Origin of the sequence: Burkholderia sp. Bp9012, assembly GCF_003853825.1 — a bacterium.
GTDB classification, from domain to species: Bacteria; Pseudomonadota; Gammaproteobacteria; order Burkholderiales; family Burkholderiaceae; genus Burkholderia; species Burkholderia diffusa.
The window spans coordinates 1-13997 of the sequence record NZ_QTQA01000010.1 but is presented as its reverse complement, the minus strand read 5'-3'; the positions used below and the strand labels follow the sequence as shown (position 1 = coordinate 13997).

The following is a 13997-nucleotide window of genomic DNA, read 5'->3' as shown; positions in this document are numbered from 1 at the left end:
TGCCCGAGCGGCGCTTTCACGTGACAAGGTTCAGCGACCAGCGGATAGGGTGTCGCCATGAATGACACGGCCGCGTTCAGCGAAATGTAAGTTAAAGGAACTGCCACCCATGCCGGCATCAACCGATCGCGAGAACCGCTCGTAAACGCTACAACCGGCGTAGTGACTGGCCTGGCCCCTGTTACCCGACGCAGCCTATAATCGCTGTCAGCTTGTCCAGGAAATCGCTGTGACCAGAGTGAGGGGGTGTCCAAATGGGACAGTGCCGTCGCATCTATTCGCGCTTCGTTCTCACAAGCTCGATCGCCGGTCTGGCAATTCTGGCCGGCCCAGGCCACGTTCACGCCGAGGACAGTCCGTCGAGCTTGCCGACCGGGGGCAAGCCAACTGAAAGAAAAATCAACGTCTATGCCGTGTATGGCGACGGACGTGCGACCGAGGGCGGCGACATGCATTGGCGCGCCTACGAAGTCGGCTTCGGCGACGTCTTGAATGACTACCTCTCGGTCTACCTCGCGTATGTGAACGAGGGGCATCCGCTGGATCACCACCGTGACGGCTTCGCCGCCCTGGGTTCGTTTCGCTGGCCGGTCGGCAACCGCGTGGCGCTCGAATTCTCGGCGGGACCGTATTTCAGCATGGACACGACGCATGTCGACAACGCGGTGCGCAACGACAAGCGCTGGGGTGTGCGTGCGTCGGCAGGGGTGCGGTATTACGTCGTTCCCAACCGCTTCTTCCTCAAGGTCCAGTACAACCACGTCCAGATGATTGGCGGATTCAATTCCGACGCGGTGCTCTTCGGCATCGGCTCGGATTTCGGCGGCGATCCCGGCCCCGCGCTTTCGGACGGCAAGACGCAGGTTGGTGTTTGGGCCGGGACGTCGCAGACGAACCGTCCTCAAGTGCCGATCGAAAAAGGGTATATGGTCGAAGTCAAGCGGCCGCTCGGCAATGCGTGGGCCTATTCGGCGAGCTTCGTCTACGAAGGCAATAATGGCGTCGCCGGTCGAAGAGGCGTGGCAGCGCAACTCTGGTACGTCGCGCCGATCAAGAGCAAATGGACGCTTTCCGCAGGCGTAGGTCCGTATCTCTCACGCGATCGGGACGAAGTCTCGAGCAAGACGAGACTCAATGCCTTGCTCAGCGCGCAGGTGAGCTATCAGATCACGAACGATTGGGCTGCCAGCTTGCGCTTCAATCGTGTCGCAACGGGCAACGACAAGGATCAGGACATGTTCATGGTCGGCCTGGCACGCAATTTCTAATGGCTCGTTCTTGCGTGCAGGCTCATGCTTTTTGGGCGAGGTCACGGCCGACGTGTTCGCGGTGCTCGACGTGAACAGGCGAGGCGAGGCGATCGTGTGGGCGCGCGAGCGCGGGTTAGTCGGTGGAACAAGCCGTCGCAGCAAGTGAGTCGCTTTGTCGGCGGGGCGAGTTTTATGCAGGCGACATTATTAAGAGTTCCAACAAACGGATGCTGAATTGGAACGTCGTCGCAGCTGGAATGCGGACTGGTTCGCTTACTGACTCCCGGCGATCTTCACCAGCGGTGAGGTTCGCGAGATGCCGGACCGTGGTCGGGCATCTCGTCCGAGTCTTCATCCTTCTTGCTTGACCGCGGTCGACATATACTGCTCGCGGACTGCCAGTCCCCCGTATGGCAAGTGGGATGCGGTAACTGTCGCAACGTAATCCGAATAGGCGTAGCTCACCCGTGCAACCGCCACGGGTTTGCCTATAAGCGATTCCAGCGTTGTATCTCCAGACACGGATGTTGGCGCACCGAGCAAATTGCGCAGATTCTGGACGGCGATCTGCCAGCTCTGCCGTGTTTCGTCTACGGACATGTCGCGACGGTACACATTGATGGCCATCAGCGTGCGATCCGGCGCGAAGCTGAACCATATTTCGCTCACTGGTGGGCCATGCGAGCCGAGCGTTTCTGCAGGCACTCCCCGACAGCGCAGGTAGCGCAAGCCTCGGGACAATTCGAGGCATTGCGCTTTGTCCCGCGACATTCTTTCCAACACTTCTCGTTCGGTACTGCGATCAAGCTGCAGGCCGAACGCAGGACGGTTAGGGGCCGCTGATACGCCCTTCTCCAGCAAAATGGCTTTGTTGCGAATCGACAGCACCGTTCGGGTATCGACGGAATCAACTGGACACTGCACGCCAAGCTCGGTGAGGAGCCGTCGCCCCTGTGACGTGTGCAACCAGCCGATCCCGGCAACACTCACGAGCATTGCCGCAGTGAGCCAGGCAATCACGTGAGTTCTGCGCACCGCAGTCAGCCCGTGCATGATGTTGCAACCGTGGGGGGAAGATACACCGGGCCGCCGGGCGTGGCGTTGATTACGGTACTACGCAGGTTGAACAGGGTTGGTACCGCACTGAACTGGAACTTCGTGCCAACCGGGATGCCGGCTGAATTTTTCTCGGTGAGCGCGTACGTTCCGTTTGTCGTCGACGTCAGTGCTGCAAAGTCTGCGGCCGAGAGTTTGCTTTGCAGCGTCGCGACGAGATCCACCATGAACTGGTCGAACACGCAGCCGGGAACGCCGACGTCGTTATGGGCAGCCGTCATGTCTTGGCACATCTCCGGCTGGGAGTCGATGTCTCCAGCGACCTTGACCGGGCCAGGGTAGGTGTACGGACCGCCGAGGAGCGATTCAAACTGCAGCGTGAGGCATGCTTCAAGCCGTGCGGGGGTGTCATGGGCTGCACTGCTGTGGCTGGCATTACCGGTTACCGCCGCAAAATAGGGCGCCTCGACCGGGTCCGCCAAGAGGCCTGCGACAGCTGCATTGACCACGCCGGCCACCACGCCGGGGGCAGCCGAATCTCCACCGAGCGCAGCCCAGATGGCCTGATTCTCCGGGTGTTGCGCGACCGCTGGAGCAATGTCATCTCCGCCTCCGCAAGCGCTGAGCGCGAACAGCGCCGCTGCGGCAACCGCGATACCAATGGAACGCTTCATGAGTTGTCTCCTCTGGATGCCATCGCGACGCCATTTCCCGAGGTGGGACGCCAAGCACCTTGGCTGGATGGCACACCCATATACGGCGGCAAAGCAAGAACGGATGCAGTGACGTCCGCAGATGGACATGGTTTCGACACCCTTGCCAGTCCCCCGGCCGCAGATCTGGTCACGATGAAGTGGTCAACCGCGCATCCGCTGCGCGGGTCGACTCGTATATCCGAATGCTTCCAGCCAACAGCGGCAAATTTCCCGGAGAACCCAAATGAAATCTTGCAGCAAAGCAAAACTGGGGGGCGTGGCGCTCGCCCTTGCATTCGCAACGTGCATTTACGCGCAGGCCGCCGAGGCAGGATCCATGTCGATGGAGCAGACGGTCGAGGTGGGCGGCGCTGCGATGTACCCGTCCAGGAACATCGTCGAAAACGCGGTGAATTCTCATGATCACACGACGTTGGTCGAAGCGGTCAAGGCCGGGGGGCTGGTCGACACATTGTCGAGCAAAGGGCCGTTCACGGTATTTGCACCGACCAACGAGGCATTCGCCGCGTTGCCGGCTGGCACGGTGCAGACGTTATTGAAGCCGGAGAACAAGGGTGTGCTCGTCAAGGTGCTCACGTATCACGTCGTACCCGGACGACTCACGGCACTCGACCTTGTCAAGGCGGTCGACCAAGGTGGCGGCAAGGCGACGCTGAAGACAGTCGAAGGTGATGCCCTGACCGTCAGCCGTGGCACGAAGGGGCTGGCCATCACCGACGACAAGGGTAACGTCGCGCACGTAACGATCGGCGATGTCATGCAGTCCAATGGCGTGATTCACGTGGTCGACTCCGTGCTGATGCCCTGATACTTCAGCCTGTATCTGACAGAGAACGTGATGTGCGGAAGCGGGCGGCACGCTCCTGCACATCACATCGACCCCTGTGTGTCGCCGGGGCGCTTCTTTCGCACGGTCGAGCCCGAACGTTGCAACCGACGATTCGTGCTCGATCGCAGCGATCGATCTTGCTGCGCAGTCCGCGTCACCGTGGTGGGATCGACGATACCGGCTTCGACGAGATCGACGAACTTGCCGGTGGCCGGGTTGTAGCTGAAGTTTCCCGTGCCGTCCCGTACCTTCTCGATAATGACCGAGGATCACTTCCTTTGGCTTTTGGTATCCAGGAGATCTAACGAGCTGAGGGCTCGCGCGCGTGCAAGCTGGTGATCCACGATCGGAAAGGGATAACTTGCGCCGAGACTGATGGATGCTTCTTGCAGCGCTTCAGTAGAAGCGGTCCATGGGCTGTGGACGGATTCGGCGGGAAGTGCAGAGAGTTCGGGCACCCACCGCCGCGTGTATTCGCCTGTCGGATCGAATTTTTTCCCCTGCAAAACAGGATTGAAGATTCGAAAATACGGGGCTGCGTCAGCGCCGCTTCCGGAAACCCATTGCCACCCGGCGGGATTGCTTGCCTCATCCGCGTCAACCAGCGTATCCCAGAACCATGCTTCGCCCTCACGCCAATCGATGAGCAAGTGCTTTGTGAGAAATGACGCTGTCACCATGCGCACGCGGTTGTGCATCCAGCCAGTGTGCCAAAGCTCGCGCATGCCGGCGTCTACCAGCGGGTATCCTGTCTTTCCCGTTTGCCACATGCGAAGCGCCGTTGCGTCGGTGCGCCACGGCATAGAGTCGAACTGCGGCCGAAAATTAAACTGATGAAGGGGTTTGCAGTGATAGAGAAGATAATACGAGAATTCTCTCCATCCGAGTTCACTAAAGAACTTGTTCAACGACTCATTTTTGGAATCGTCAATGCGAACGACTCGCCTGCTTCGCATGGCGTCTACCGCTGATAACGTCGCATACCACACTTGCCGAGCTGAGATGTTGCCAAAGCGAAGATAGGGAGAAAGCCGGCTCGTCGCTTGAGTGGCTGGAAAATCGCGTGCGCCGGCATAATCGGAAAACGAGTTTTCAATGAAGGCCTCAAGTTGATGTCCAGCCGCTTCCTCGCCGCATCGCCAGGTCGCACGCAGGCCCTCCGCCCAGTCAGGCGTTGAGGGCTGCAGTGCAAGCTCGGCAAGCGTACAGATGTGTGCTTTGACGTTTTTGGAGACGGAAAAGAACGTGATCCGAGAGGGCGCCGACAGTGGACATGGCGGGGAAAAATTATCGCGCTGAGCGGCTCTCCAGTACGCGCTGAACACCTGAAACGGCAAGCCTTCACGTGTGGTGACTGTCCAAGGTTCCCGCAAAAGATGGCCATTGAATGTTGAAACTTCGATTCCGCGGCCGATCAAGTCTTTCTTGATCGATGCATCTATTTCCGTTTGCGCTTTCGAGTAGCGGCGATTCCACAAAACCATTGCCGCCTGGGTCTCGAGGGCGAGACTCCTGATGGCTTCATGTTCGTTTCCGCGAAGCACGATCAGCGAGCCACCGAGAGCGGAAAGCGCGTCATCGAGTTTTCTCAAGGACTCGTGCAGCCACCACCGTTGCGCGCCACCCATGGGACGCCCGAGCTTCGGGGCAGGATCGTACACGTATACGCAAATAACAGGATGGCCGGTACTGACCGCATGAGAAAGTGCGGGATTGTCGCTGAGCCGCTGGTCATCACGAAACCATACGATAACGGGGCGGGATTGATACGGCCATTCGGAGCTGGTCATGTGCGTTGCCTGAGAAGGTGCGTTGGCAATGTGAACGGGATCGGAGAATCGGAGATGAAGCGCTCTTGTGCGTTTCCGGCTCTATCGAGCCAATGTCTCTATTCGGCGCGGACGTCATTCATGACGTCTGCGCGGATTGTTGGCGGAGAAAGGGGCGTTACTCCGTCCCAATGGCGTGCAATCGCGAGCGCGGCCGGCAAGATGAACGCCCAGCCGGTTGCGATAACGACGAGCGCTGCAGTCGGATCCTTGAAATGAACGGCCCCCAGCGCCGCACCTGCGCGAAAGGACGCCGGGCCTGCGAATGCGCCGACGAGCACCGAGATGAGCGGTCGCTCCCGGAGCCAGTGCAGCAAAGTATTGAGTTGAATCGCGAACAGCGCCCATAGCCCCGCAAGCCAGTACGGCGCCGTTCCTTCGAGCAAAACGCCGTTCGGGTACACAAGCAGGCCGGAATGCGCAACGGCACTGTCCCATAACCATCCGGACACCGTGACCGTGAGGACGAGCCGCGCCTCGGAGGACGGTCGGCGCGCGAAGAGAAGATGGCCGACCGTCGCGATCAGCGCGTACGCGACTCCCCACGCGGCGCGTTGCGATGCGGCAGTCATCACGCATGCCAGCCATCCTATCTGGGTCGTCGCGAGATAGACGTACACGCGCGCGGCGGCCAGCGCTGGCGTGCTCGACGTTCCTTGATTCGTAGCACTTGCCATGATCGTTCGCGCGGGATCAGTAACGACATGGTCGCCATGCCGCGTGCATCAGTGGTGCACATATGTGCGCGCCGAGCAAAGCGCTACGTCGCCCTCGACAACAAGCGAAATCGATCCTGCCGCCACGGCGACGTTGCATCTCGGGGAAAGTGGCAGGTAGAACGTTCATGGCAGACGGCTCTCAATATCGTCGACGAGCGGAACCATTGCCAGACGATAGCTTTGCAGGGAGCGATTGTCGGCATTCGGCGTCGATTCTCATCTCCAATACGACGCTGCATTGCGGACGGATGCACTTGCGAAGGGAATATCTGGATGCCGTTGAGCGGGCACCCGGTGGCCGGTAGCGCTGTGGACTGCACAGCCGCTTACGATGTCGCCGCTGCAACGCGTTGGGATAGCGCACCTCATGTCGCGCAGCGTCGAGGTTTGAATCGGGCCGACGGGTCAACGGGTCGGCATCCGGGCAGGGCGTTCGAACGAGACGCGAGATTGCCTGAGCGTGCCGGCGCCCGAACGATGAACATCCGCTCGTGGCTCCTGGACGGCGGGTGTCGGCTGTCGTGCGATGCATGCATCCGCGTCCGCGCAAGTTCCGTAAATCCCCCTACACGGCGGCGGATGCGACCGGAATCGTCAGGTAAGGAGATTTGCATGAACATGAAAGCCGGACTGGCCGTCCTGTCGGTGCTGCTCGCGGTCGGTTTCCTCTGCGCGTGTAGTCCGGTGCGGCTCCTGAACGCGCTAACGCCGAGGTACACGTTCAGTCTTTTCGCAGATATCCCGTACGGACCCGGCGAGCGTCAAGTGCTCGACGTCTACTTGCCCGCGCGCGTCTTGCATCACTGGCCGGCCGATGCGAATGCGGGCGCGCCTGTGGTCGTGTTCTTTTACGGCGGAAGCTGGCAGTCCGGCGAGCGCAAGGACTATCTGTTCGTGGGAGAGGCACTGGCGTCGAGGGGTTTTGTTGCCGTGTTGCCCGACTACAGGACGTATCCGGCGACCACCTTTCCCGGTTTCGTCGACGATGCGGCGCAGGCGGTGGCGTGGGCACGCGAGCACGCAGTTGCGTTCGGCGGCGATCCGCGTCGCCTGTTTCTGATGGGGCACTCCGCGGGCGCACAGATTGCCGCATTGCTTGCGACCGACGGCCGCTATCTGGCGGCACAGGAGATGCAGAAGAGCGATATCGCCGGCGTGATTGGTCTGGCCGGCGCTTATGACTTCCTGCCGCTGCGTGATGCAACGCTTGAAAAGATATTCCCGCAGGAAGCGCGTGCGGCGAGCCAGCCGATTCGATTCATTCAGGGTACAGAGCCGCCGATGTGGCTGGCAGTCGCGGAGAACGACACGGTGGTCGAGCCCGGCAACACGTACCGCTTCGCACGCGCATTGCAAGACATGGGCGACGCCGTCGTGGTTATGCGTTACAGGAACGTGAGCCATGCGTCGATCGTCGGTGTTCTGGGCGCGCCGTTGAGAGGGGTGGCGTCAGTGCTCGACGATCTCTCCGCATTCGCGGATCGCGTCGCGAAGGCGTCGAATGCTGGAACCGCGAGCGGGCAGCCGACAACCCCTGCCGCGGTGGCTCGTTCTTCGGTTCCGGCTCGATGATCGAGGAAAGCCCTGCGTTGCACGCGCAAGTGTGCCGGTCCTGGATCGACGGCTTGTCGTGCGGTCGGACAAACCCGCGGCGTCTCCGCTCAACGACGAACGCGTCGCAAAAGGGTGGCACTCGTTGCCAGCACATTGCGCGCGACGATGCGCTTGACAAGTGTGCTGCGCAGCATCGCCACCCATCGTCGCGGGCAGGTCGGAACAGTCAGCGGCGCTTGCCGCGCTACAGCGCCTTCAGCTCCGGCGTCGTTCCGCCCAATCCCTCTTCGCGAAGAATGATGGCAAGCGCCGTCTCGAGCAATTCGGCCGCGCGGTTCGCTGCGTCTCCGAGGTGGCGGTGCAGCAACGCATCGGCCGGCGATCGTGACACGCATTCATCACTGTATCGCTCGAACGCACCAAGCTGCATGATCAATTCGGAGAGATGACGCGGACACTCGCATTTGACGGTGGTGGACAGGCCGCTGAGCGACGCGAGCGTCGCTTCGTCGAAGCGTCGCCGCGTGCGCAGCCAAAGCCCGCGATCCGCCTCGTTCGACTGGCGCGCCTTGACGACGGCTTGCGCCAGTCTCGAAATGATGGATGCGGGGTTGGTCTGGCCTTCCGTCGACCGGAAAAGCTCGAACCCCGACAGACGCGCCAGCTCGACCGCCTCTGCGGTGCCGAACGCGTACACGACGGCCACGGCGTGCGCGTTGAGCTTTTGCGCCAACGCAGCGAGCTGCGAAACGACATCCTCGTGGAGCGACGTGGTCGTCGCGATGAGGGCGTCTACTGGCGTACTCGCATGCTCGCTCGCGTCGTCAAGCGAGTCGATTCGTGCGGCGATCCGGATTCCCATTCGCTCTACCGCGGCTTCCGAAATCGAAAGCGCACCGATGACCGCGAGGCTCACCGCCGCCTCGGGAAGCGCCGGGCCACGCGTATTCGTCACCGACAACGCCTCGAGTTCCTCGCGGCTCAGGCTGGCGATCGAGCCGATCGCGTGGCCCTGATTGACGAGCGCTTTCAGCAAACGAATTCGCTGTACGTCGTCGTCCGAGTACATCCTTTGTCCGGACGGCGTTTTGGGCGGAGCAATCACGTCATAGCGCCTTTCCCAGATCCTCAGCGTTGCTGCCGGCATGCGCGCCAGACGCGCGGCCTCACCGCTGCGATAGCGGTGAGGAGTATCGCGATCCTTGCGAGGGGGCATCGTTGCTCTCCTAAAGTCGACGTACAGTTGTCTCAGGATTGTACGCAGTTTGCCTGAAATTTGAAGCAGGAAAGTGATTCAATATGCGGATTTTTGCCCGGAAAGCTGGTTCGCGAAGTGCGAGCCGACTAGAATGCTTCGCAGCGGTACCGCTCGGTGTCGCGAGGTCAGTCAGGTCGCGCGGTGCCAGGCGTCGGGAGGGGGCAAGGTGTTTGATTCGACGCGCGATGACGCGGGCGTTTCCAGACAGCGCCGCCGACAGACGGGCGAGCGTGGTCGTGACGCGGCGACAGATTCTGGCGTGGGGCGTGCCGCGAGGTGGCGATGCAGGTGTCTCGACAACTCAGGCGGCGATCATCAATGGCGAAGCGTTCCATGAAGACTTTAAGGCTTGTTCTCGGCGACCAGCTGGACCCGAATGATCATTGGTTTTCCGATGTCCGGGCTGAAACGACATACGTGCTGATGGAAGTTCGGCAGGAGACCGACTACACGCTCCATCACGCTCAGAAGCTGATTGCCATCTTTGCGGCGATGCGTCGCTTCGCGAAGCTGTTGCGCGATGCGGGCCATCGCGTGCACTACATCGAGATCGACGACCCGCTCAATCGCCAGGCCATTCCCGCCAACCTGGACAGTGTCGCCGAGCTTCACGGCGCAGCGTGCATCGAGTATCTGCTGCCCGACGAATGGCGTGTCGACCAGCAACTGAGCGCCTATGCAGCAGCTGCGAGCGTGCCGGTTCGCGCGGTCGATACCGGTCATTTCTACACGACGCGCGACGAGGTCGGGCGGGTGCTCGGAACGGGCCGATCATGGATCATGGATCGCTTCTACCGGAACATGCGCGTGCGCCATCGCGTATTGCTCGACGGGGAAGGGCAGCCGGCAGGCGGGCAATGGAACTACGATGCGGAAAACCGCCAGGCTTGGTCCGGCTCGCCTGCGGAACCGGCCGACTGGCGTCCGCATCACGATCATCGCGCGCTGTGGCGGCAGATCGTGGCGGCTGGGGTGCGCAGTTTCGGGGAGCCGTCGGCCGACGACTTCCGCTGGCCCGTCGATCGAGCCGAAGCGCTCGCCTGCCTCGACGCCTTCATCCGGCACGCACTGCCGTTTTTCGGGCAGTTCCAGGACGCGATGCATGGGAGTGCTCGGCGACTGTTCCACTCGATGCTGTCGTTCGCGCTCAATGTGAAAATGTTGAATCCGCGCGAAGTCGTCGCGCGGGCCGAGCACGCGTATCGCAGTGGTGCGGCACCGCTTGCCGCGGTCGAAGGGTTCATCCGGCAGATACTGGGCTGGCGCGAGTTCGTGCGAGGTGTGTACTGGGCACGCATGCCGGGCTACGAAAAAAGCAATGCGTTCGGTCATCGCGGCCCGTTGCCGCATTGGTTCTGGAATGGCCGCACGCGAATGGCCTGCATGTCGCATGCGTTGCGGCAGTCGCTCGAAGACGCGCATGCGCACCATATCCAGCGGCTGATGGTGATCGGCAACTTTGCGCTGCTGGCCGGGCTGGATCCGCACGCGGTGCATGAGTGGTATCTCGGTGTCTATATCGATGCGTTCGAATGGGTCGAGATGCCGAACACGCTCGGCATGAGTCAATTCGCCGACGGCGGCGCAATGGCAACCAAGCCCTACGTTTCCAGCGCCGCGTACATCCATCGGATGAGCAATTACTGCAAGGGCTGCGCGTACGACCGCAACGCCCGAACCGGTGCGCGCGCATGCCCGTTCAACGCGTTGTACTGGGACTTTTTCGATCGGCACAGGGACGCGCTGCAACACAACCATCGGCTTGCGATGGTCTATCGGCAGCTCGCGCGTTTCGATAACGAGGCGCTCGAAGCGATTCGCATGCAGGCGGACAGCGTCGCACGGAATATCGAATCGCTGTAGGCCGTTCGGTCATCGGCCGCCTTCGTCGAAAACGACCTGTGCGAAGCATGCGCGTACGGCGTGAGTGCGTCATTCGCTTCGGATCGCCAATGATCTCCATTGCCTCGCGCCGGCGCAATCCTGCCGACCGCCGACCGCCGCGCTGCGCGTTCGCGAAGCGAAGCGGGTTCGAGTGTTCGACGTGGTTTGAACAGCGAGGCATCACGCAAGCGCAGCAACCCGCGCCGGCAAGCGAAGGCGCGCTCGGGTCGCCGCCGTGATGCGGCGGCGATCCGAGCGGTGCCGCTCAGCGCGTGATCAGGGTGTCGGCCACCGCGCTGCCGAGGCCGGTGCCGCTGAGCCATGCGCCTTCGATCTTGCCGCCGCCCAGCCAGTCGCCGCACAGTCCGATGCGCGGCCCCGCCCGCCACGCAAAGCGGCCGGGAGCTGCAACAGACGACGACGCCAGCTCGGCATAGCGCCAGCGATGGGCGGTTGCCGTGTCGGCGGTGGCGCCCACGATGTCTCGAAAGGCGTCCAGCAGCGTGCGCGTGATCCGCTCGGGCGGTGCCTCCAGATGAGCCTGGCTCCACTCGGGCGTCGCGTGCAGCACCCAGGTGCTCACGCCGGTGCGCCCCGGCTTGGATGTGTCATGGGCGATCCAGCCGAGCGGACCGAAATTGACGAATGCGGCGTCGAAGCCCGGATCGGGCAAATGGCCGCACTGCGCCATCACTGCCCAGGCCGGGCGCATCTCGGTACGCTGGGCGATCACCGCGAGACCCGGTTCGGCGCGCCGCAGGAGCGGTACGGCCTGCGGCGCCGGGACTGCAACGATGACGACATCGTGATGCACGGCCAGCGCACCCCGCTCGGCCGAGATCAGTCGCCAGCCCTGTTCGTCGTGCATCAACTCGGTGATGGTGGTCTCGAGCACCGTCTTGATTCCCGCCGACAGATGCCGCGCCGGTGCAGTCATGCCCGGCACGCCCACATATCGCTGAGCTGGCGCGAGCAATTCCCGCGGCCCGAGCGAGCCAATCGATGCGACGCGCGCGGCCCACGGGGCGGCTGCGCCGCTTGCGACCCATCGCGCGACTTCGGCCGCGAATGCCGGATGTTGCGCAGTGAAATACTGCGCGCCGTGATCGGCCTGCCAGCCGTCCGCGCGACGCGTACTCGTTCGCCCACCCACTCCACGGCTTTTCTCGAACACCGTCACTTGATGACCCGCTTCGGCGAGGACGCGCGCGCAGGCCAGGCCGGCAATTCCCGCGCCGACGATCGCGATGGTGGTGGGTGAGTCGGAAAATGCAGTCATCTGATTCATCTTAAAAAATGCAGAATAGTGCGCACATTTTGCGCGCTCACACCAGGAATTCTACGTCATGCGAGTGTCATCGGCTGAATTCTGTGATTGTTGACCCGAATATACTGCGTCATTCGCGTAGCGTGAGTCGTAATGTCGCTTCATTCTGCGCAAAAATGGCATAGAATGAAGTCCGTAATCAATGGCATGACGCGACCCGGTCGCGCATCGCGCGGCGGTCGTCGAGCGCCGCGCATGCAGGCGCCGGGGTCGCCGTACGGGACGGATGCTCGCAACAGGAGTCACCATGGCTTTTGTCTGGATCTGCGGTGCAACGGGGGCCGTTGGCAGCGCACTCGCGCGTCGTTTGAACGCCAAGGGCGTTTCAATGGTGCTCACCGCACGAAACGCGGATCGTCTCGGCGCCCTTGCCGAGACGATGTCGCGCGAGCGTGTGGTCGTTGCGCCTGCCGACGCGACTGACGCGGCGGCGCTCGATCGCGCGCTCGAGACGGGCATCGAGCGCTTCGGCGTGCCCGACGGGCTCGCGCATTGCGTCGGCTCGATCGTCGTCAAGCCGATGCATTCGACTTCGGATGCGGAACTGCACGACGCGTTCGCTGCGAATTACTTCTCGGCATGGAACGCATTGCGCGCGTTCGTCCGCGTGTTGCTCGCCGCTCGGGCAGGGGGCAGTGCGGTGCTGTTCGGCAGCGTCGCTTCGAGAGCCGGCTTCCCGAACCATGAAGCCATCGCCAGCGCGAAAGCCGCGGTGGCCGCGCTCGCGCAGTCGGCGGCCGCCACCTACGCGGCGCGCGGGATTCGCGTCAACTGCATTCATCCCGGCCTGATCGCCTCGGCAATGTCCGCGCGTCTGACCAGTGCGCCGCAGGTCGCGAAGCGCCTCGCGGACGCGAATCCGCTCGGACGGCTCGGCGCCGGCGACGATCCCGCCGCGCTTGCGGCGTTCCTGTTGAGCGACGATGCATCATGGGTGACCGGCCAGCAATTCGGCGTCGATGGCGGCCAGGGCGCGCTGATCGTTCCGCCGAGGCCATGACCATGCGTGCGGTCCTGCGTCGTTACCGCGTGCCCGCAGCGTTGGCGCTGGCCGGCCTCGTGCCGTTCATCGCGCTGTCGTGGCTGAGTGTCCACGCGTCCGCTGCCAGTGCCGATTACGTGCACGCGCTGCTGAACTACGCTGCGTGTATCGCGTCGTTCGTCGGCGCCGTGCATTGGGGTATCGCCCTGCGTGCAGCCGAATCGCCGCGCCGCCAGCGTGTTCTCTACGGGTGGAGCGTGATTCCCGCCTTGATGGCGTGGGCCGTGCTCATGATGCCTGGCATCGGCGCGCGGCTCACGGGAATGGCGATCGTGCTCGTCGCCTGCGCGGCCGTCGACGGCATCCTGTGGAGAAAGGATTTCATTCCGGCCTGGTATTTCGCGTTGCGGTGCCTGCTGACGAGTGTGGCAGGCCTGTCGCTACTGGCCGCCACACCTTCGATGAACGGTTGATCCGGATCCCTCCATGACTACGTCCCGAACGCGACGCCAACCCGAATACCGGAACATCGGATTCGGCGATATCACGATGAAATATCGCATGCCCTTGGCGGCGATATTGTCGATTCTCCA

12 protein-coding genes and 1 pseudogene are annotated in these 13997 nt (G+C 62.3%); 7 read left to right on the top strand and 6 right to left on the bottom strand.

What is annotated here, in order from left to right; genetic code table 11:
• The first annotated feature begins 254 nt into the window (after positions 1-254).
• Positions 255-1268 carry a hypothetical protein gene (locus DIE11_RS15195; protein ID WP_124625119.1) on the top strand — a complete coding sequence of 338 codons (1014 nt, stop codon included), beginning with the start codon at positions 255-257 and terminating at the stop codon, positions 1266-1268.
• A gap of 333 nt (positions 1269-1601) precedes the next feature.
• Here the strand turns inward: DIE11_RS15195 and DIE11_RS15190 are convergent, their stop codons facing one another.
• Together DIE11_RS15190 and DIE11_RS15185 are read right to left on the bottom strand one after the other, a co-directional pair.
• Positions 1602-2270, bottom strand: a complete 669-nt coding sequence (locus DIE11_RS15190; protein ID WP_124625115.1) for a hypothetical protein — start codon at positions 2268-2270, stop codon at positions 1602-1604.
• A gap of 20 nt (positions 2271-2290) precedes the next feature.
• On the bottom strand, positions 2291-2980 hold the full coding sequence (locus DIE11_RS15185; protein WP_059602865.1) for a hypothetical protein: 690 nt from the start codon (positions 2978-2980) through the stop codon (positions 2291-2293).
• Between the two features lie 265 nt (positions 2981-3245).
• On the opposite strand from DIE11_RS15185, the gene DIE11_RS15180 reads away from it, so the two are divergent.
• Positions 3246-3830, top strand: a complete 585-nt coding sequence (locus tag DIE11_RS15180; protein WP_124625112.1) for a fasciclin domain-containing protein — start codon at positions 3246-3248, stop codon at positions 3828-3830.
• Positions 3831-4120: 290 nt separating this feature from the next.
• On the opposite strand, the gene DIE11_RS15175 is transcribed toward DIE11_RS15180, so the two are convergent.
• Together DIE11_RS15175 and DIE11_RS15170 are read right to left on the bottom strand one after the other, a co-directional pair.
• Entirely contained in the window at positions 4121-5641 is a 1521-nt protein-coding gene (locus tag DIE11_RS15175) for a deoxyribodipyrimidine photo-lyase (protein WP_124625108.1), read from the bottom strand.
• 98 nt (positions 5642-5739) lie between these two features.
• Entirely contained in the window at positions 5740-6357 is a 618-nt protein-coding gene (locus DIE11_RS15170) for a DUF2878 domain-containing protein (protein ID WP_124625105.1), read from the bottom strand.
• Positions 6358-7011: 654 nt separating this feature from the next.
• Between DIE11_RS15170 and DIE11_RS15165 the strand changes: the two genes are divergently transcribed.
• Positions 7012-7971: an alpha/beta hydrolase gene (locus DIE11_RS15165; RefSeq protein WP_124625102.1), complete on the top strand. Its 960-nt coding sequence runs from the start codon at positions 7012-7014 to the stop codon at positions 7969-7971.
• Between the two features lie 226 nt (positions 7972-8197).
• Here DIE11_RS15165 and DIE11_RS15160 read toward each other — a convergent pair whose 3' ends face one another.
• Positions 8198-9169, bottom strand: a complete 972-nt coding sequence (locus tag DIE11_RS15160) for a MerR family transcriptional regulator (protein ID WP_124625099.1) — start codon at positions 9167-9169, stop codon at positions 8198-8200.
• Positions 9170-9544: 375 nt separating this feature from the next.
• On the opposite strand from DIE11_RS15160, the gene DIE11_RS15155 reads away from it, so the two are divergent.
• Complete coding sequence (locus DIE11_RS15155) at positions 9545-11074, top strand: cryptochrome/photolyase family protein (RefSeq protein ID WP_124625582.1); 1530 nt, start codon at positions 9545-9547, stop codon at positions 11072-11074.
• A gap of 286 nt (positions 11075-11360) precedes the next feature.
• Here the strand turns inward: DIE11_RS15155 and DIE11_RS15150 are convergent, their stop codons facing one another.
• Positions 11361-12374, bottom strand: a complete 1014-nt coding sequence (locus tag DIE11_RS15150) for an NAD(P)/FAD-dependent oxidoreductase (protein WP_124625096.1) — start codon at positions 12372-12374, stop codon at positions 11361-11363.
• Positions 12375-12669: 295 nt separating this feature from the next.
• Between DIE11_RS15150 and DIE11_RS15145 the strand changes: the two genes are divergently transcribed.
• The 3 genes and pseudogenes from DIE11_RS15145 to DIE11_RS36870 form a co-directional block, all read left to right on the top strand.
• On the top strand, positions 12670-13422 hold the full coding sequence (locus tag DIE11_RS15145) for an SDR family NAD(P)-dependent oxidoreductase (RefSeq protein WP_124625093.1): 753 nt from the start codon (positions 12670-12672) through the stop codon (positions 13420-13422).
• A gap of 2 nt (positions 13423-13424) precedes the next feature.
• Positions 13425-13877 carry a DUF3429 domain-containing protein gene (locus DIE11_RS15140; RefSeq protein WP_260437117.1) on the top strand — a complete coding sequence of 151 codons (453 nt, stop codon included), beginning with the start codon at positions 13425-13427 and terminating at the stop codon, positions 13875-13877.
• Between the two features lie 13 nt (positions 13878-13890).
• A pseudogene (locus DIE11_RS36870) lies at positions 13891-13997 on the top strand (succinate dehydrogenase, cytochrome b556 subunit); the annotation flags it as partial.